General features: G+C 67.9%; 13 protein-coding genes. 5 read left to right on the top strand and 8 right to left on the bottom strand.

What is annotated here, in order from left to right:
- Positions 1-82 precede the first annotated feature (82 nt).
- The 4 genes from JNW91_RS04350 to JNW91_RS04335 form a co-directional block, all read right to left on the bottom strand.
- Positions 83-718 carry a hypothetical protein gene (locus JNW91_RS04350; RefSeq protein WP_203173649.1) on the bottom strand — a complete coding sequence of 212 codons (636 nt, stop codon included), beginning with the start codon at positions 716-718 and terminating at the stop codon, positions 83-85.
- A 26-nt stretch (positions 719-744) separates the two neighbouring features.
- A complete protein-coding gene (locus JNW91_RS04345; protein WP_203173648.1) occupies positions 745-1005 on the bottom strand; it encodes a hypothetical protein in 261 nt (86 codons plus the stop codon).
- Between the two features lie 65 nt (positions 1006-1070).
- The gene (locus JNW91_RS04340) at positions 1071-1742 is read right to left on the bottom strand and encodes a hypothetical protein (protein WP_203173647.1); all 672 of its coding nucleotides are present in this window, start codon (positions 1740-1742) and stop codon (positions 1071-1073) included.
- Positions 1739-4363: an FtsK/SpoIIIE domain-containing protein gene (locus JNW91_RS04335; protein WP_407664252.1), complete on the bottom strand. Its 2625-nt coding sequence runs from the start codon at positions 4361-4363 to the stop codon at positions 1739-1741. Before JNW91_RS04335 ends, JNW91_RS04340 begins: the two co-directional genes overlap by 4 nt.
- 217 nt (positions 4364-4580) lie before the next feature.
- On the opposite strand from JNW91_RS04335, the gene JNW91_RS04330 reads away from it, so the two are divergent.
- Together JNW91_RS04330 and JNW91_RS04325 are read left to right on the top strand one after the other, a co-directional pair.
- Positions 4581-4997 (top strand): tetratricopeptide repeat protein, encoded by a 417-nt coding sequence (locus JNW91_RS04330; protein WP_203173645.1) that lies wholly within the window; start codon positions 4581-4583, stop codon positions 4995-4997.
- A 245-nt stretch (positions 4998-5242) separates the two neighbouring features.
- The gene (locus JNW91_RS04325) at positions 5243-5875 is read left to right on the top strand and encodes an AfsR/SARP family transcriptional regulator (protein WP_238424338.1); all 633 of its coding nucleotides are present in this window, start codon (positions 5243-5245) and stop codon (positions 5873-5875) included.
- A gap of 274 nt (positions 5876-6149) precedes the next feature.
- On the opposite strand, the gene JNW91_RS04320 is transcribed toward JNW91_RS04325, so the two are convergent.
- The 4 genes from JNW91_RS04320 to JNW91_RS04305 all read right to left on the bottom strand — a co-directional run bounded on the left by JNW91_RS04320 (position 6150) and on the right by JNW91_RS04305 (position 14086).
- Positions 6150-9365 carry a type I restriction endonuclease subunit R gene (locus JNW91_RS04320; RefSeq protein ID WP_203173644.1) on the bottom strand — a complete coding sequence of 1072 codons (3216 nt, stop codon included), beginning with the start codon at positions 9363-9365 and terminating at the stop codon, positions 6150-6152.
- 32 nt (positions 9366-9397) lie between these two features.
- Entirely contained in the window at positions 9398-10501 is a 1104-nt protein-coding gene (locus tag JNW91_RS04315) for a restriction endonuclease subunit S (RefSeq protein WP_203173643.1), read from the bottom strand.
- A 61-nt stretch (positions 10502-10562) separates the two neighbouring features.
- On the bottom strand, positions 10563-12134 hold the full coding sequence (locus tag JNW91_RS04310) for an N-6 DNA methylase (protein ID WP_456085406.1): 1572 nt from the start codon (positions 12132-12134) through the stop codon (positions 10563-10565).
- Between the two features lie 65 nt (positions 12135-12199).
- Positions 12200-14086, bottom strand: a complete 1887-nt coding sequence (locus JNW91_RS04305) for an SAM-dependent DNA methyltransferase (protein WP_309244219.1) — start codon at positions 14084-14086, stop codon at positions 12200-12202.
- 299 nt (positions 14087-14385) lie between these two features.
- Between JNW91_RS04305 and JNW91_RS04300 the strand changes: the two genes are divergently transcribed.
- The 3 genes from JNW91_RS04300 to JNW91_RS04290 are packed head-to-tail and all read left to right on the top strand — an operon-like array spanning position 14386 to position 17659.
- Positions 14386-16794 (top strand): AAA family ATPase, encoded by a 2409-nt coding sequence (locus tag JNW91_RS04300; RefSeq protein WP_203173640.1) that lies wholly within the window; start codon positions 14386-14388, stop codon positions 16792-16794.
- The gene (locus JNW91_RS04295; protein WP_203173639.1) at positions 16791-17165 is read left to right on the top strand and encodes a hypothetical protein; all 375 of its coding nucleotides are present in this window, start codon (positions 16791-16793) and stop codon (positions 17163-17165) included. The genes JNW91_RS04300 and JNW91_RS04295 overlap by 4 nt, the downstream gene beginning before the upstream one ends.
- Positions 17159-17659 carry a hypothetical protein gene (locus JNW91_RS04290; RefSeq protein ID WP_203173638.1) on the top strand — a complete coding sequence of 167 codons (501 nt, stop codon included), beginning with the start codon at positions 17159-17161 and terminating at the stop codon, positions 17657-17659. The genes JNW91_RS04295 and JNW91_RS04290 overlap by 7 nt, the downstream gene beginning before the upstream one ends.
- Positions 17660-17795 lie beyond the last annotated feature (136 nt).

The raw sequence follows: 17795 nt of genomic DNA, 5'->3' as shown, positions 1-17795 counted from the left end.
GCGCGTCCGGCTGACCGTCCTACGTTGCCGAGGCGGGAACCGGAGGTTCCGGCCCGGTTAGTCTGCCGACGCCATCCCATCGCTAGGAAGTCTTGTCGAGAACTGCGCAGCCCGCAGAAACGAGTAGCGGCACGTTGCCGGCGATCGCCTTTGCGGCTTCGTCCGCGGTCAAGGCGTCAAGCTCTTCGCCATCGGCTCTGCCCTGCTCGGCGTCCTCAGCAAGGCCAGAGCATGCGGCCCAGAGCGACTCTTCGATGTTGGAGAACGCCCAGATCCCGTAGACCGTCGCGCTTACCTTCAATAGAGGCTGCCCGTTGTGGCCGATGCGCTCCCAAGCAGGCTCGTCCGGCGTGTTGCCCATGCCTTCGGCGGTGGGAAACAGCTTGAGCTGCCTAAACACTCTCTCGAGCGAGCCGTCCGGGTCGAACTCGATGAGCAATCCCCGCTCCAGGAGTCCTTCGATGATGTGCTCCGGCTTTGTGGGACCGTCGCCAGACGCATCGATATCGTCGCGCAGCGTTCCTCGGTTGATCTCAAGCCGGGAGTGACGCTCAGGGTCAAGGAAAGCTCGTCCCCACACCTTGAACTCGTCGATGGTCAGCTGTGCGAACTCCTGGCCAAGCCTCACCCGGTAGAACTCCGGCTCAGAGTCAGGCGGAGTGGCGTACCGGTACGAGGGGCCAAGGTTGAGGCCGACAGGAACAATGACGGTGGGCATCGAGGGAACCTTCCGGGGATTCGGTGTCAGAGGACGGCGTTGTACTTGTCGGTCTGGGCGGATGCGGCCTGGATCAGGCCGGCGCCTTCGCCGAACTTCTGCTTGGCGGCGCTGAGCTTGCCTATGGCACCCATGACGGCGGGTTGCTGGGTGCCGGCGGCGAGAGCCTGGAGCACGGCGATGGCCTTGTCGACCTGGGCGTTGACGCCGGCGAGCTGGGCGAGTGCCTTTTCGGCCTCGGACTTGCCGTGAGCCAGGCCCGCCTTGATGTCTCCGATGGTGGCCACTGGATGTTCCTCCCCTGATTCGTGGTGTCCAACGCACCGCCGTTGGTGGCAGATGCGTCTGCGGTTCAGCCTCTGGTCGAGGCGATGAAGATGAACCACAAGATTGGCATGCCGACAAAACAGATCACTCCGCCGGCCCGCGCGGACCGGGTGCCACCGCTGCCGATGCGCGGCTGTCCGACGAGGCTGATCGTGAGGTAGCCGGCGAAGAAGGCCAGCGCGGGCAGCCCACACAGGGACCAGGGCACGAGCTGCCAAGGGATCCGGTCGAGATCGGTGTCGGGGCTGACGGCAAACATCAGCAGCGACGCGAAGGTGCCCAGCATCGCCGCAGCGGCATAGACGAGGGCGTTGCGGGCCAGCGGCGTCAGCCCGGGCAACAGCGGTGGCTGAGCCGCCCGCCGGTGGGCGTTCTCCGCGGCGGCGTCAGCCGCGTCAGCGGCTGCTGCGGCCCGGCGCAGGGCCTCGGCGGGGTCAGGTATGGGACCGGGCGCTATTCCGCCGATGTGTGGCTCGGGCAGGCGCATGGAGACGGCGAGTTGTTGAAGGTGTTGTCGCTGAGCCCCCAGCCGGTAGGTGATCTGGTCGACGGCGGCCTGTCCGTTGCGGCTGGTAGCGCCCTGGTGCTCGGCGCGGACGCGTTCGTCGTGCAGCAGGGCGGACAGACGACGGGAGTGATCGGTGTAGGCAGCCCAGCCGCCGTCGCGGGGCATCGGGGTGACGGGCTGGTCTGTCATTCCATATCGTCGATCTGGTCGAGGGTGCCGGGGCGCACGTAGGGGACGATGAGGGCGCGGCGGTTGTCGTGCCGATCAATCAGTAGAGCGCGGTTGGGGCGGGACTGCCATTCGGATGCGTAGTCGCCGAGCAGGGCCCCGAAGTCGTTCCCGGGGAGGTTGAGGGCGACGAGGCAGGCGACCTCGTTGCCACCGGTGGGCCCGAGGTCGTCGGTGAACCGGCTCACGGTGCGCCACCAGCCGAGCAGGTGGACACCTTGAGTGGGCCCATTGGCCAACACATCTCGGAGGTCGTCGTGTCCGGAGCGGTAGGTGGTGGGGTCGCTGGCGGCGAGGAGACTGCTGGCGATGTCCGCGCCGAAGATCACCAGATAGGTCGTCTGCCCCCCACCGGGAGCGGTCGCCTGAGCGAGGTCCGCCAGTCGCGCTCGGAGCTGGGCTGCGCTGACGGTTTCGCATGAGTGGCCGGCTGCGGTGATCGCGCCGACAGTGGCGTCGGCGGCCTCGTCGGCTGCGGCGACCAACGGCGCGACGAGGAACCTGGCGGTGCCGGGGGCGTGCTGGCGGGCCAAGCTGACGGTGGCCGCGAAGAGGACGTCGGCCCCGACCGGCGAGGTGCCGAGCACCGCTACGTGGCTGCCCGGGGTCGCGTCCAGGGTGAACCCGGCAGTGGGCAGGCCGACGTCCACGGCTCGGCCGACCAGGGCTCGCCGTCGGCGTACGTCCGGCGTCAGGCGGACGAAGGTGGGGTCCTGGTCGGGGTGCTGCTCGGCGTAACCGGCGAACACTGCTGGCGGGGCGTCGCCCGGCGGCCGAGCGTCCCACAGCAGGTGCCGCTGCGCGCTCACCGACTCTGCGTCGGCGTTGGGGAAGCGGATGATGCGGTTCGCCCCCGCTATCCCGGCCGCTGAGTTGATGACCGCGCCACCGATGGGCAGGTTGTCCGCGCCGTCGTTGAGCTGGTCGAGGATGCCGCCGCCGCCGGCGAGGGCGACCCGCAGCGGGAATTGGCCGAAGATCGACTCGGTCTTGGTGAACAGCGCCTCCACCCCGGAGATGGTCTGCGAGGCAAGGATCAGGTGGATGCCGTACGAGCGCCCCTTACGCGCCAGCTCTTCTAAAAGGGCCACAGCCTGCCGGGCGACTGCGTCGTTGCCCTCGAACAGCACGTGGAACTCGTCGATCACCGCCAGCAGCCGCGGCATCGCCACGTCCGGCCGGCCGGTGCGTAGGTCGGCGAGTTTGGTCACCCCGGCCCGCTTCAGCTCGGTTGCCCGCCGGGTCATCTCCCGCGACAGCGTCCGCAGCACCGCGAGCCCGTACTCCCGGTCTGACTCGATACCGACGGTGCGGGCGTGCGGAATCCAGGACGGGTCCACCGCCGTCGGGGTGAACTCGGCGAACGACACGCCCTCCTTGAAGTCCAGCAGGTACAGGCCAAGCTCGTCCGGCGAGTAGCGCGATGCCAGGCCGTAGAGCACGTCCAGCAGAAACACCGTCTTGCCCGACCCGGTACGACCACCCACCAACCAGTGCGGTGTCGCGTCATCGAGCGCCAACACGCACTCGTTGCGGCCGTCCCGGCCCACCACAGTCTTCAGCCCGCCGACCGACGACTCCTGCCAAATCTGCGCCGGCATCAGCGCCGCGAAGTCCGTCGACGCCTGCACCCGCGCCGACTTCGCCAACTTGCGGCAGACCGCCTCCACCAGATCGTCTGGAGGCCCAGCGTCCAACCGCATCGGCACCGCCAACCCGGACCCGTCAGAGCTGAACCGGTAAGGCCCCGGCGGGTCGGACACGGCGAACAACCCGCCGCCGACCGCCGTTAGATGCGTGGTGCTCTCCAGGCGGGGTGCCGCGTTGAGCCCCGGATGCTGCGGTGGTGGATAGCCAGCGAGCAGCAGGAACACCCCGGCCGCCGGACCGGCATGGGCGATTGCCGCCAGTCGCGACCATTCAGTACGACCCGCGCCCTCGGGCAGGGCCGCACAGCACACCAGCAGCACTGAGGGGTCCGTCTCGCCGGCTTGGGCGCGCTCGATCCGTTCCTCCGCCTCGGTCAGCACCTGCTGAAGGCCGGGTAGGTCGATCGCGGGCCGCCGCCACGCCTCCGCATCGATCATGGCCCGGAACGGGCCGAACACCGCCCCGAGAGTCGCCCCGTCCACGGCCGCGACGCGAAGCGCGCCATCCGGCAGCGCCGCGAGCACCCGCAGCAGTAAGCCACGCAGCCAGCGGGCCACCGACGGATCACGGGTATCACTGTCAACCGCCAGATGACCGGCGCCCACGAACGGCACCACGACACTGAACGCGCTCCCGGCGACGGGCGACGCATCGCCTAGCCGAACGGGGATCGGGCGTCCCAGTGCGGCGTGGACGCCGGTCGGGAGGTCGACAGCGGCATGAGTCAGTCGGCAGCCGAGCCAGCCCGGCGTCAACCCCTCAGCGAGCCGCTGCATCCCCGCAGCGAACCGCCGCGCCTCCTCGCGGGCCCGCGTCGAGAAGCCATCCTCACCAGCACGGTCGTGCAGACGCACCCGAGCGGCTTCCACATGCGACACAGCCTCCCGATGTGCCGTCACCGCCCGACCAAACGCCGACGCCACCGACTCCATGCCAACGTCTCCCCAGGACCGATGGACCGCGATCTCTGGAGCCGACCTTACCCAACTGCGCAACCCGCAGTCAGCCCTGTGTAGCGCAGGGTGCTGACGAATGCCGAGCGGATGATTTCGGGTCGACTGCAGCGCGTCGAACTCCGGCTAGGCCTATCGGAAGTCAACGGCTAGTGCGCGACAGGACCGCCACCGTCGACTCCACGTCGGTGCGCCCTTGTACACCGACGAAGACAAGCACGGCCCCTCCGGCCAGCCCGTCCTCGCCGCTCTGCACGACCTCGCCACCGCCCACCGGCAGGCTGGGCATCACCAACGCGCGTACCACGCCTACCGGCACCTCGCCGACCAACTCACCGTCACCGCCGGGCCGGGTGCCCACCCCACCCTCGCCACGCAGGCCACCCTCGCTCTTGTCCTGCGCGACCTCGGCCACTGCGGCGCCGCCCGACACCTCCTCGCCGACACGATCACCACGCACCGCCGTGCCCACCCCCACCACCCCGCCACCGCCCGCATGCTTCAACACCTGAACGAGCTGCGGCGGCACTGCGCAGACCGCGGACACAACCACCCCGACATCGAGTTCGATGCCGCGGAAAACCAGCGGCAGCACAGCCAGGCGGGGAACTGAGACCTTTCGGCACCGCCGACGGTCACGTGTCCAGCCGTCGAGCAGTTGGTGCGCGTGCGACCGGACCGACAGGCCGACGGGATCTGTACCGTTGCGTCAATGAGCACCGAGTCCTCACAAGCGGATTCGAGGGCGGTCACTGGCGCCCCGCCATGAACGACTCACAACCGGGGAACCCTTCCGCTATCACTTCCGAGGGCGGTCACAGCGCCGAACCGCCGAGCCTTCACGTCCCCGCCCAACCCTTGGGCCGGCAGACCGGTGTCGGAGCGAACCGGATCCGGGTCCAGGTACTCGGCACACCGACAATCCTCGGCGTCCCCGACGGTCAGCACGTCCGCCCACAGGCGATGGAGTTCCTCGTCTACCTGATCGTGCGCGGAGGATCGGCCTACCAGCACGACATCCTCGGCGACCTCATCCCCGAGCCACCCCACCGCCTGGCCACGCAGCGGCTGCACACCTACACCTACAACCTGCGCCAGACGTTCCGCTCCATCAGCGGAGACAACACCTACCTGCGGCTGCGCCGACACCACTACACCCTCAACACAGACGCCTTCGACATCGACCTGTGGACCATGCGCGACGCCATCACCGCAGCCCAACATGCCACCAGCACCGAAGCCACCACCGCCGCCCTACGCCACGCCGTCGCCGCCTACCGCGGGCCCCTCGCCGCCGACACCGGATATCCATGGCTCGCCCGACACCAGCAAGCGGTATCCCGCGAGTTCCTGACCGCGGCCGTCAACCTCGCCGAGGCACTCGCCCACCGCCCCGCAGAAGCCCACGCCGTCCTCGACACAGCCGCCCACCACCACCCGGACGACGAACTCCTCGCCGCCGCTGCCACCATCCGTGATCGGTTGGGCTGACTGCCGCCCTCGCCTCCGCCGCTGCCACGAACGACCTGAAGGTCTCTGCACTAACTAAAACGGCTTCTGTCAGATTCTACGAACGCCTCAACTTTGTGATCTTGCAGAATTCATCCGATCGACTGACGCTTAGAGCGGGATAAATAACGTCAGAACGGACACAGGCGAGTCACACCACAACCACCGTCGCCAGATGCGGATCGGACCACAATCCACTCCGCGTCACCGAGACGCGTAGCCCAACCATTCGCTGGGCGTACGCCGCCCGATCCTGTCACCGTTGTGAGGCCGGACCTCCCGGAACCCACTCGTTCGCGAACGTCTCCATCTGGCGAATGACCAAGTCGACGGCCGCGCGCTCGTGGTCCGGCGGATAGTCGAAGCGGGCCAGCAGACGGCGGATGTGGCTGCGAAGCTTGGCACGTACCGGTTCGCGCGAGAACCAGTCCACCGTGATCGACGACTGGATCGACTTGACCAACTGCCGGGCGATCTCCGCCAGGGTGCCGACACCCATGAGCTCCGTGGCCGCGCCGTTCTGCGCGACAGCGTCGTAAAAGGCCAGCTCAGCGTGGTTGAGCGGAGGGTCGAACTGCTGGCCGCGCCGGGCGTCCGCGGACACCTGTTTGGCCAGCTCCACCAACTCGACGATCAGCTGCGCGCTGGTCAGCTGCTGACGCATGTAGCGGTTCATCAGGTCTTCGAGCTGGGCGGAGAAGCGTTCCTGACGGACCACGTTGTGCTTGGTGACCTCGCGCATCTTTCGCTCGATCAGTCGCCGCAGCGCCGCGGCGGCCAGATGCGGGGTCTCCGAGTCCTGCAGGCGCTGCAACGCCACCCCATTGAGCTCGGTAATGTCGAGCTTGCCGAGGCCCGCTTCCTCGTAGATGTCGGTGATGTCGGCGGCGTCGACCACCTCGGCGGCGAGCTGGGACAGGTAACGTTCGACCTCGGCCGTGTTGGGCAGGCCTTTGGCCTCCCGGTCGGCGGCCTCCTCCTTGACGATCCAGACCCGCACATCGCGGAAGTAGTGGATGTCGCGGCGCATCTGCTGGATGTCGCCGGCGCGTTCGGCGAAGTCGCGGCTGGTGGCGCAGAGCGTGTAGAACCGTTCCAGCCGGCCCGCTGAGTCACGAAAACGCCGGTGCAGCGGCTTCGTGCCGGGTTCGACGCCGTTGCCGGGGGTTCGCGGGTTGCGCAGGAAGTTGGCGGCCTTCTTCACTGCCCGGCGCCAGCGGGTCGGGTCCTTCTCGTCGGCCAGGATCTCCCGCCACTTGACCGGGGTCAGCATGGCATCGAGGACCGAAATCTCGTTGTGCACCTCACTGATGGCACGCTCGATCTCGCGGCCGAGGGTCTGGTCCTTCTGGTCGCTGGGCGTGTACTCGGTGAGTGCCTTGCGCAGGTTCTCGGTCAGCGGGGCGTAGCCGACCAGCAGGCCGTCCTGCTTCTCCCGGAACCGGCGGTTGACCCGGGCGAGCGCCTGCATCAGGTTGGCGCCCTTCATCGGCCGGTCCATGTAGATGGTGTGGATCGGCGGCGCGTCGTAGCCAGTGAGCAGCATGGAGTGCACGATCAGCAGCTCCAACTCGTCGTCCGGGTCCTTGGCGCGGGCCTGGATGGTCTTCTGCTGCGACGGGCGCAGGTGGTGCGGGCGCAGCACCTCCTTATCGCTGGGCACCCCATGGAAGACGATCTTCATCTTGCCCTTGTCGACGGCAGAGTCCGCCCAGTCGGGCCGCAGCTCCTTGAGGGCGTCGAAGACGCGGACGCAGATCTCCCGGGTCGCGCAGACCAGCATGGCCTTGCCCGGTCCACCGAGCTGCGGCCGCATCAGCTCACGCCGCTTCTCCCAGTGCTCGACGAGGTCCTTCGCAAGGGTCTCGACCCGGTCGGGAGCACCGTAGACGGTGTTCATGGTGGCCGCGTACGCCTCGGCCTTACGCCGTTCCGCGTCGTCCAGGCTGGAGGTGAGCTTCTCCACCTGCTCGTCGATGCTCTCCGGGTCGATGTCCGGCGGCAGCGACACCGGAATGATCCGCGGCTCGTGGTAGACCCGCACGGTCGCCTCGTCGTCGACGGCACGCTTGAGGTCGTACACGTCGATGTGGTTGCCGAAGACGGCCTGAGTGTTCACCTCGGCGGTGGCGATCGGGGTGCCGGTGAAGGCGATGAACGTGGCGTGCGGCAGCGCGTCGCGGAGATGCCGGGCGTAGCCGTCAAGGCTGTCGTAGTGGCTGCGGTGTGCCTCGTCAACGATCACCAGGATGTTGCGCCGGTCGGAAAGAAGGGGATGCGGCCTCCCGGCGTCGCGCTCTTCTTTCGTACGCCCGAACTTCTGCAACGTGGTGAAGATGATGCCGCCGGCGTTCCGGTTCGACAGCTTGTGCCGCAGTTCGGCGCGGGTGTCGGCCTGCTCCGGCTCCTGGCCCAGCAGCGTCTGGCTGTCGAGGAACGTGTCGAAGAGCTGGTCGTCGAGGTCGGTGCGGTCGGTGAGCACCACGGTGGTCGGGTTCTTCAGGGCGGGGTGCCGGGCGGTCAGCGCCGCCGTGCACACCATCTCCTCGGACTTGCCGGAGCCTTGGGTATGCCAGACGACGCCCGCCTTCCCGTCGCTCTGCGATGCCCGAACGATGCACTCGACGGCCCGGATGACCGCGAAGTGTTGGTGCGCCTTCGCGATCCGTTTCGCCTTCGACGTGAAGTTGACGAATCCACCGGTCAACTCCAGGAAGCGCCGCTGGTTGAACAGTCCGTAGAGGGCGACGATGAGGGCTTCCGGGCCGTCGTAGTCTGGCGAGGTGGTGTCGACACGTTCGCCCTCGTCGTCGACGTTCCACGGCGCGAAATGCTCGTACGGGGTGAACGGGGTGCCGTACTTCGCGGTGACCCCGTCGGAGATCAAGCACAGGACGGTGTGCCGGAAGGCAAGCGGGAACTCCGCGAGGTACGCCTGAAGTTGGGCGTGCGCGCCCGTCAGGGTGGCGTTCTCGTCGGCAGCGTTCTTCAGCTCGACGATCGCGACCGGCAGACCGTTGAGGTACAGCACGATGTCGAACCGGCGCCGGAAGTCGCCGTCGACGATCGTCACCTGGTTGACCGCCCGGTAGACGTTGCGGCCGGGTTCGTCCAGGTCGGCCAGGCGCACGGTGGGGTTGTGCTCGGCACCGAACGCGTCGGTGTACGTGATCGATCGGATGCCGTGGACCAGTCGCTCGTGCGCCGCCCGATTCTCCGCGAACGCCTCCCGGGAGGCCACGTCGGTGGCGGCCCGCACCGCGTCGGCGACCGCCGTGGGCGGCAGGTCGGGGTTGAGCCGCTCGATCGCGGCCCGTAGGTCCTCGACGAGCACCAGATCGGCCCAAGCCTGCCGCTGCCCCGACCCCGGCGCGAAGTCCTTCCCGGCACCTGGCTCCCACCCGAGCTCACCGAGCTGCTCCAGCGCGAGCGCCTCCCAGTCCGCCTCGTCCATCCACCCGCCCGCGCCCATCCCCAGCCCCTCCCCGTATACCGTTCGGCTAACTAAACCGCTTCTTCGACAACCTTCTCGGCGTCCCTGACCCTCAACCGCCCCGACATCAGCTCCGGCAGCAGGCTGTCCCGTAGCGCGGCCAGCGTCAGAGACTCCTGCTCGGCTATTAACGCGCGCTGCCACAGGCTGCCTGCCTGCCGGTCGAGACGGGCGATGGCTTCGGGGATCGGCACGACCACCTCTTCGTCTAGGTGGCGTCGCTGAATATGCCCCATGGTGGTCGCCTTGTCCGCGGCGATGGCGCGATAATCAGCTAGCTTTGATTTCACCGCTTCGAAGGTGAGCCACTTCGGATTGTCGCCGCGCGGGATCACCTTGAAAATGTGCTGATTGATAATTGCCTCGGGCCTGAACCATCGTGTGACTGCAAGGGACCCAGACCAGGAGAATAGTATGTCGCCGGGTTGAGCAAGATGCTTCTCATCAACCGCTATGTCGTTGTACACGGTTGACGGTCCGGGACCGGAGTTAATTTCCGCGATTCGCACCACCATGCGGCCGTTCCCGGTCGCATCTTTTGTGAAGGCGCGACCATTGATGAATTCGGCAACCTGCGACAAAGGCTGGGCGACGAAGTCGTCTAGCCTCTGCTCCTGTGCGTCCTGCAGCAGTGATGAACGAAGGGCATCGGCTGTGGAGGCGATGCTGTCGTTGACCGCAATCTTGTCATCGAGTGCTCCGAGGAGGCCGGCGATCGCCTCCTGTACTGCAATCGGGGGAACGGCCAGGGTCAGACGCTTCGCTGAGGCTACATTAAAGTGCTGCTGGACGGCTCCGACCGTGTGTGCGTCGATGAACTGCTGTGCGGTGGCGTTGATTGCGTAACACAGGTACCGGCCAACGGTGTCTGGACCAGGGCGCGCGATGACGATATCGCTACAGTTCGCCGGTCCGAGATCGTCCGGAATCAAGGCGGTAGCACCAGGCTCGCCGGTACGCACAATCGCCAGGTCGCCGGGTTGCAGTTGTGACTTCACTAGCCGCTGATGGAAATCCTCATGGATGTACTTAACTGAGGACAGGTCCAGGTGGCCGCGTTTGATGTTTTGCGACCGTAGGAACGGGATGCCGTTCTCGACATACTCGTTTGCCATGGAGCCAACGTGCCCCACAGTTACCCGGACGCATAACTCTTCAAGGGTTCGGGTCGGCCAGTCAGACATCGAGTCCTCCGAGCTGCATTCGGATGACTGCTTCGAGGCGAGATGATTCATCGAAGTGAGCCTGCAGTTCCTTGCTAAGGCGCTCGATGCGGTCGGCGAGTGGCTCGGCGTCCGGGTCTTCCTCAGCTTCCGCAGCGCCGACGTAACGGCCGGGGGTGAGGACGTGGTCGTGGGCGGCCACTTCCTCCAGCTTGGCGGAGTAGCAGAAGCCCGGAACGTTTTCGTACGTCTGGCCCTTGGTTTTCGCGGACCTGGTGCCGCGCCAGGCGTGGTAGGTGTCGGCGATCTTGGCGATGTCGTCGTCAGTGAGGACGCGCTCGGTGCGGTCAACCATGGTGCCGAGGGCGCGGGCGTCGATGAAGAGGACCTCGCCGCGCCGGTCGGTGAGTGCTTTCGCGCCTTGTGGGGTCTTGTCCCTGGTGAGGAACCACAGGCAGGCGGGGATCGCGGTGGTGCGGAAGAGGTTCGGCGGCAGGGCGACCATGCAGGCCACCAGGTTTGCCTCAATCATTGCGCGGCGGATTTCGCCTTCGCCGGACTGCTTGGATGACATGGAGCCATTGGCGAGAACGACGCCGGCGCTGCCGCGGTCGCCCAGCTTGGAGACCACGTGCTGGAGCCAAGCGTAGTTGGCATTGCTCTGCGGCGGAGCGCCGTACCGCCAGCGCGCGTCACCCACCTTGCGCGCCCAATCGCTCATGTTGAACGGGGGGTTGGCCATGATGAAGTCGGCCCGCCGGTCTGGGTGCTTGTCGTCAGAGAACGTGTCAGCCCAACGGTCGCCGATGCCCACGGGGTCCATGCCGTGGATGGCAAGGTTCATCTTCGCCAGTCGCCAGGTGCGTTCGTTGGCTTCCTGCCCGTAGACGGCGATGTCGTGGGTGTGGTCGCGGCCGGCGCGGGCCTCGACGAACTTTTTGGACTGTACGAACATGCCGCCAGATCCGCAGCACGGGTCGTAGACCCGGCCCTCGTAGGGCTCCAGCACCTCAACGAGGACTCGCACTACGCTGGACGGGGTGTAGAACTCGCCGGCGCGCTTGCCCTCGGCGCGGGCGAACCGCTCCAGGAAGTACTCGTACACCTCGCCGAGGACGTCCTGTGCCTTCCGGTCGCCGTGGCCGGTGAAGCGGGCGTCGCTGATCAGGTCGACGAGTTCCTTCAGCCGTTTCTGGTCGACGTTGTCCCGGTTGAAGATCTTCGGGAGGACGCCGGTCAGCGCCGGGTTCTCCCGCATGATCGCGTCCATCGCGTTGTCGAGCAGCTCGCCGACGCCACTGGGCGCGTTCTCCACCAGGTAGTCCCAGCGGGCGATCTCCGGGACCCAGAAGACGTTGGCGCTTGCGTACTCATCGCGATCGTCGAGGAACTGGGCGCGGCGGTTCTCCGGGATGTCGGCGAGGCTGTCCTTAATCTGGTCGCGGCGTTCGGCGAACGCGTCTGAGACGTACTTGAGGAAGACCAGGCCGAGGACGAACTCCTTGTACTGAGCGGCGTCCATGGAGCCGCGCAGCTTGTCGGCGGCCTTCCACAGGATGTCCTGGATTTGCTTGGTGCTGGACACGCCGAACAGCTCGGCCTGGCCGTTGGCGCGTTTGCGTGGGGGCACTGTGTGTTCCGATCTCTCGTTCAGAAGTTCGTACCGTACAGAGTCGTGAGGGTGCCGTCGGCGAAGCCGGTCACGATGAGTTCGCGCAACGTGGCCAAGAGGTCGGCCTGCCGCTGCAGTAGGTCATTGCGTTCCTCCAGACGGCGCAGCACGTCGTCCAGGCGGGCCGCCTCGTCCCGGGCCAGGTCAGGAATCGTGGCGTCCATCAGTCTCGGGCCCCGCACTGCACCAGGGCTGCGTGTCATGTTGCGGGCGGTACCCAGGAGTGCCGCCAGCACTCGGGGCGTGAGCGGGTCGCCAAATGAGATGCGCAGGCCGCTGGCGGGGAACTCGATCACCGAGAAGCCGTCGTTGTCGAGGAGGACCCCGAACCGGGGGACGCTGGTGACCACGATGTCACCAGGTTCGGTGAGGGCGACCTGCGAATACTGCGCGGCGAGGGTGAGCCGGTCCATCCAGCGCTTGGACGACTGCGCGAGTACCTCCGCCGCGCCGATGACCCGGTGGTGACCTCGCGGTCCGACATGCTCGGAGTTCAGGCGGTGCCCGGTGAGGGGGCGGACCCGGCGAGCCGTTCGAAGCGCCTCGCAAGAGAGCTCCTTCGGCCTGATCCCATCGCGCTGTACCGCTCCGGTGTTCAGGAAGCCGTTCTCCTTCCCGTACCGGACGGCCTCCTGCTCCGCGTCGGTGAGACGACCCTCGACCTCGCCGACGAGTGCGGGGCGGTCGGCGGCCAGGCGGGCACGCAGGGTGACTGACGCTGGACCGGGCGGCCGGAGCGCGGCAGCCCGGCGTAGGTCGAGGCTCTCCAGCGGGACGATTCGGCCGGTGCGCGGTTCGTGGCCGTCGCTGCGGTGACCCTCGGCGCGCCAGAGGAGGATGTCCTCGGCCGCCGACTCGACAGCAGGTTGGTCAAGCGCGTGACCGCTGAGGTCGGCTAGTAGCACGCGGCCCTTGGCGGCGGGGATCGGGTCCCTGGTCAGCAGCCACAGAGCGGCGCGATGACCTGGCCTGGCCGGGTAGACGCCGCCCGGCAGTTGCACAATTGCCTCGACGATGCCGCTGCTCAGCAGCGCCGACCGGCGCAACGCCGCCTGCCCGTCCCGTAGTTGGTCGACGAGGCTGCTGGCGGGACCGACGACGATGGCCGTGCGGCCCGGACCGAGCAGATCGGCGATCGCTTCGACCCGGTTGAGGTCGGCGAGGGCGTGCCGGTTCTCCGCCGGCTGGTAGGGCAGCCGGGTGACGATGAGGTCCGGCTCGGCGAACTCCTCGTTCAGCCCATCGGCGCCCACGTCGAACTGGAACTCGGGCAACTCGGCGAGGAGTAGCTGCCGGCGCACCAGACGGGCGAGTTCCTCGTCGGCGACGACCGCGTTGACTCGCATTTTGTCGCGGTCATGGTCGCTTACCAGCGCTGTCAGTAGGTCGCCTGCGCCCGCGTTGCCGTCGGCGATGGTGACGGCGTGATGGGCGCGCAGCCGGGTCGGCACGTCGGCCACCCGACGGATCAGGGCCACTGTCTCCGGGGTGAGTGCATCCGCTGTCAGCTCAGGCCAGCCGAGGCGGTTGGCGGAGCTGAGTAGGAACTGACAGCTGTGCCAGGGGTCGAAGGCTCCCTCGATCAGTTGCTCGACCAGTTGGGCGAGCCCGGTCGGTTCCGGGGCGTCAGCCAGCTCGTGCAGCAGAAACTCGTCGTCGGGATCGAGGCGTCGAGCCAGCGGCAGAGGATCAACTGGCAGTGCCTCGCTGGAGAGGTGGCGGAGGCAGAGCGCGGCGCCGAGGACGACGATCGTGCGTCGGCCGCCGTGTCGCCGGGCGTACGCCGCCAGTGTGTGCATGGACCGCTCGGCGCGCAGGGTGTCCGGGTCGGCGTGACCGAGCCCGGTCCGGAGTAGCCAAGCCACGACCGCGTCGGCGGGAAACAAGGGCTGTCCATGGTTGCCCGGCACGGGCGCAGGGAAGTCGGGGTGCCGCCGACGCCAAGTCGTGACCGCAGGCTTTCTGACCCGCGCGAGCTGCGCGATCTCGCGCTGCGACATCAACTCCGCCTCCATTGCTCACCTCCTCGCTCTGGCGGTCACGGTACGAGTCCCGGAATCTCGGAGAAGAACGCAAATGTGTTATCCCGGGATAACACTGTGTAGGGCAGTGTAAGCGACCAATCTGCGGTTCCCTCGATGCGCCAACGACATCAGGGGGTCTGATGAACGACACGCTCACGCTCTACCAGGAGCTCACCGACCGCCTTCAGCGGTCTCAGGTGCCCAACCCGGTCAGCGACCTGGTTCTTGCCGCCTTCCAAGGCGAGCAGGTTCTCGATGCAGTACTGCGAGGTGAGGCCCTTCCGCCGTCGCCCGAGCCGGATGAGGCGGGCGGTGCAACGCCGCAGGCATTCCTGGAAGAGGTCCGAGTTGCCGGCTTCCGCGGGATCGGCCAGCAGGTCACGGTCGGGCGCCTGCCCAAGACCGGGCTGACCGTGTTCGTGGGCCGCAACGGCTCCGGGAAGTCCAGCATCGCCGAGGCCGTCGAGTACGCGCTGACCGAGGACTCCCTGCGCTGGGCGCAGCGCCCGCCGGCCTTTCGCGAGGGCTGGCGGAACCTGCACCACGACGGCGCATCGGAGATCCGCCTCAGCCTCCGGCTCGACTCCGGTCAGCAGGTGACGACCCACCGCACCTGGCCGGCTGGGGCCACCGATCTGACCTCCGCGACGGTCACCACGACCACGGATGGCGCCGCGATGCCGCCCGGTCAGGTGCCGCAGTGGGTCGATCAGGCCGCCAGGTACCGGCCGTTCCTGTCCGCCCGCGACCTCGAACGGGTCATCACCGCGAAGCCGGCCGAGCTGTACGACGCGATCGCGCCGATCCTCGGCCTGGGCCCGCTACGCGACACCGACGCCCGGCTGCAGCAGCGGCGCAAGGTCTACGACGACCGAGCCAAGGCGCTCAAGGCGGCCTTCAGCGAGCTGCGCGAACAGCTCGGCAAGATCGACGACGACCGCGCCCACGACGCCATGAGCGCGCTCGGCGCCCGCCCGCTCCGCGCAAACCTGACCCTGCTGGCCGACCTCGCCTGCGGCGACACCACCACGTCGGAGAAACCTGCAGCGGCAGCCGCCCGGCGGCTCGCCGAGCAGGACGTGCCCGACTTCGGTGCGGCGCTGGTTGCCCTCGCCGAGTCTGCGGCGGCGATGCGGGAGTCGACTACGACCGACAGCGGCGCCGCGGATCGGAGCGCTCGGCTGCTGCGAGCCGCGCTCGACGTGCACCATGATCGTGGGAACGGCCCTTGCCCGGTGTGCCGAGTCGGGACCCTGGACGAGGACTGGCGTACGCAGGCCGAGGAGGAACTCGCCAGAACGGCCGCGGTCGCCGCAGCGGCACGCGCGGCCCAGCAGTCTCACGCGCACGCCCGCCGTACGGTCGACGGGCTGCTCCGTGACATCCACCGGTTGCTGGAGCCGGCCGCCGCCGCGCTGGCGCCCCAGATCCCTGGGGAGTGCGCGGCGATGCGCGACGCTCTCGTCGGGCTCGGCCCCGATCGGGCCGCTTGGGACAGTGTCGTCGCGGCGCACACCACCCTCGTGAAGGCGGCGTCCGAATGGCTCGCCCAGCGTCACGACGCCTGGCGCGAGCCCGGTGCCGCGATCCGCCGGTGGGTCGACGCCGCGACCGTAGTCCGTGCCGAGGCACCGGCCCTGGCTCTGCTCACCAAGGCTCGTGCGGCTCTCGACACCGCCGAGAAGGCGATTCGGGCCGACCGGCTGAGCAGCTTCGCCGCGCAGTCGGACCGGGTGTGGCAAAAGCTGCGGCAGGAGAGCAACGTCGACCTGCACCGGCTGCAGATGGAAGGAGTGAACAACACTCGCCGGGTCCTGTTCCCCGTGGCCGCCGACGGCGTCGAGACCAACGCGCTCGCGGTGATGAGCCAGGGCGAGCTGCACGCCCTCGGCCTGGCGGTCTTCCTGCCCCGTGCCTGCGCCGAGACCAGCCCGTACCGCTTCGTGATCATCGACGACCCGGTGCAGAGCATGGACCCCACCAAGATCGACGGCCTGGCCGAGGTGTTGCGGGAAATCGCAATGACCCGGCAGGTCATCGTGTTCACCCACGACGACCGTCTGCCAGAAGCGATCCGCCGTCTCGACGTCGAGGCCGACGTCCGGGAGGTCACTCGCCGCGAGGGCTCGATCGTCGAGGTCCGGAAGGTCTGCGACCCGGCTGACCGCTACCTCGACGATGCCCGCGCCCTGGTCGCCGCGGAGATCTCGGACGACGCAAAATACCTGATGGTCGCCGGTTTCTGCCGGTCCGCGATCGAGTCGGTGAGCATGGATCGCTACCGGGCCGCCGAGCATCGGCGCGGCACGCCCTACCAAGAGATCCTGGATGGGCTCAGTCGGGCGCACACCGTCAAGGACCGGCTCAGCCTCGGGCTCTTCGGCCGCCTCGTACCCCGTCCGGAGCTCTTCGCGCGTCTCGACCGTGACTACGGCCCGCAGGCCACCCGGACGGTCAAAGCGGTGGCGGATGCGGTCCACGGCCACCGGAGCATGCCCGTCCGGGCGATGGTCACCAAGACCGCTGCGCTCGTGGGGCGGTTGCGATGACGACGTCCCTGTACCTCGCCACCGCCGACCTGATGCTCACCAGCGTCATCCGAGGCACCCGCGGAGCCTGGCCCCGGGCGTGCGCCTGGCTGCTTCGCCACGAACTGGAAGCAGCGATGGACCGGTACTGGGCCCGAGTCTGCCCCGAGATCGGACGGACCCGGGTGCAGCGGCCGAAGCTGCTGCTGCTCGCCCACTACGCCGGCCCCGACCTCGGGCGCCGGGCCAGCTACCTGTGGTGGGCGCTGTCCCGCGCCGGTCACCACCACCACTACGAACTCGGCGTCACCGCAGCCGAGCTGACCCGGCTCCGCGCCGAACTCCTCGACATCGTCGCGCTCCTTGACCACTCGGAGGCCCCGACATGCTGAAGCGAGATCAGGCCATGCTGATCCTCGGCGTTGAGGCGCTGGCCATCGTCGGCGTCGTCTACTACCTCGTCACGCTCGATCTCATCAGCCTTGCCTGGTCGGCGTCGATCGCGATCGCCATCCCGGCCTGGCTGCTCGCCGTGAAGGCGCCGACGACGTGCGGCGTGACCACCCAGAACGGCGGCCGGTGCGGACGCAAGGTCAATGGAGTGATCTTCGGCTGCGGCCGGTCAAACCACACCTGGGCCAAGTTCTTCGCCCGCTTCGGCTGGCGTCGTCAGCCCGACCCGAGCAACCGGCGGAACCGGTCCATTGAGGCTGCAGAGGTCACCGAGGTGGTGACGGTGAAGATCGCCGAGGACTGGAAGAGCACCGTGGCGTTCTGGCTCGCCCTCACCGCGACGACGTGCGCCCTGGTCAGTGCCACCGTCGATGCCACCAGCTTTCTTCGCGCATACGAGCCGCCGAAGCCGCCGGCCGCCGTCTCCCGCTGACGCCTGGCTTTCTCCCTCGATGCATCGAGGGCCCAGTCTCGGCGAGGTGGAGGTGGAGGTTACTGAGTGGGGTCGTTCTGATGACGTCGGTGTCGGAAATCTGATGCCCAGTTGAACGTGTCTTGCGCCCTATCCT

The organism is Micromonospora parastrephiae (assembly GCF_016802865.1).
In the GTDB taxonomy this organism is placed as follows: Bacteria; Actinomycetota; Actinomycetes; order Mycobacteriales; family Micromonosporaceae; genus Micromonospora; species Micromonospora parastrephiae.
Note: the sequence above shows the minus strand (reverse complement) of the source record. Positions and strands in the feature narration are given on the sequence as shown.

Excerpts from the sequence above, each read along its gene's own strand:
- JNW91_RS04350 (WP_203173649.1), bottom strand. The coding sequence starts at position 718 with ATGCCCACCGTCATTGTTCCTGTCGGCCTCAACCTTGGCCCCTCGTAC.
- JNW91_RS04340 (WP_203173647.1), bottom strand. The coding sequence starts at position 1,742 with ATGACAGACCAGCCCGTCACCCCGATGCCCCGCGACGGCGGCTGGGCT.
- JNW91_RS04335 (WP_407664252.1), bottom strand. The coding sequence starts at position 4,363 with ATGGAGTCGGTGGCGTCGGCGTTTGGTCGGGCGGTGACGGCACATCGG.
- JNW91_RS04320 (WP_203173644.1), bottom strand. The coding sequence starts at position 9,365 with ATGGGCGCGGGCGGGTGGATGGACGAGGCGGACTGGGAGGCGCTCGCG.
- JNW91_RS04315 (WP_203173643.1), bottom strand. The coding sequence starts at position 10,501 with ATGGCAAACGAGTATGTCGAGAACGGCATCCCGTTCCTACGGTCGCAA.
- JNW91_RS04300 (WP_203173640.1), top strand. The coding sequence starts at position 14,386 with ATGAACGACACGCTCACGCTCTACCAGGAGCTCACCGACCGCCTTCAG.
- JNW91_RS04295 (WP_203173639.1), top strand. The coding sequence starts at position 16,791 with ATGACGACGTCCCTGTACCTCGCCACCGCCGACCTGATGCTCACCAGC.
- JNW91_RS04290 (WP_203173638.1), top strand. The coding sequence starts at position 17,159 with ATGCTGAAGCGAGATCAGGCCATGCTGATCCTCGGCGTTGAGGCGCTG.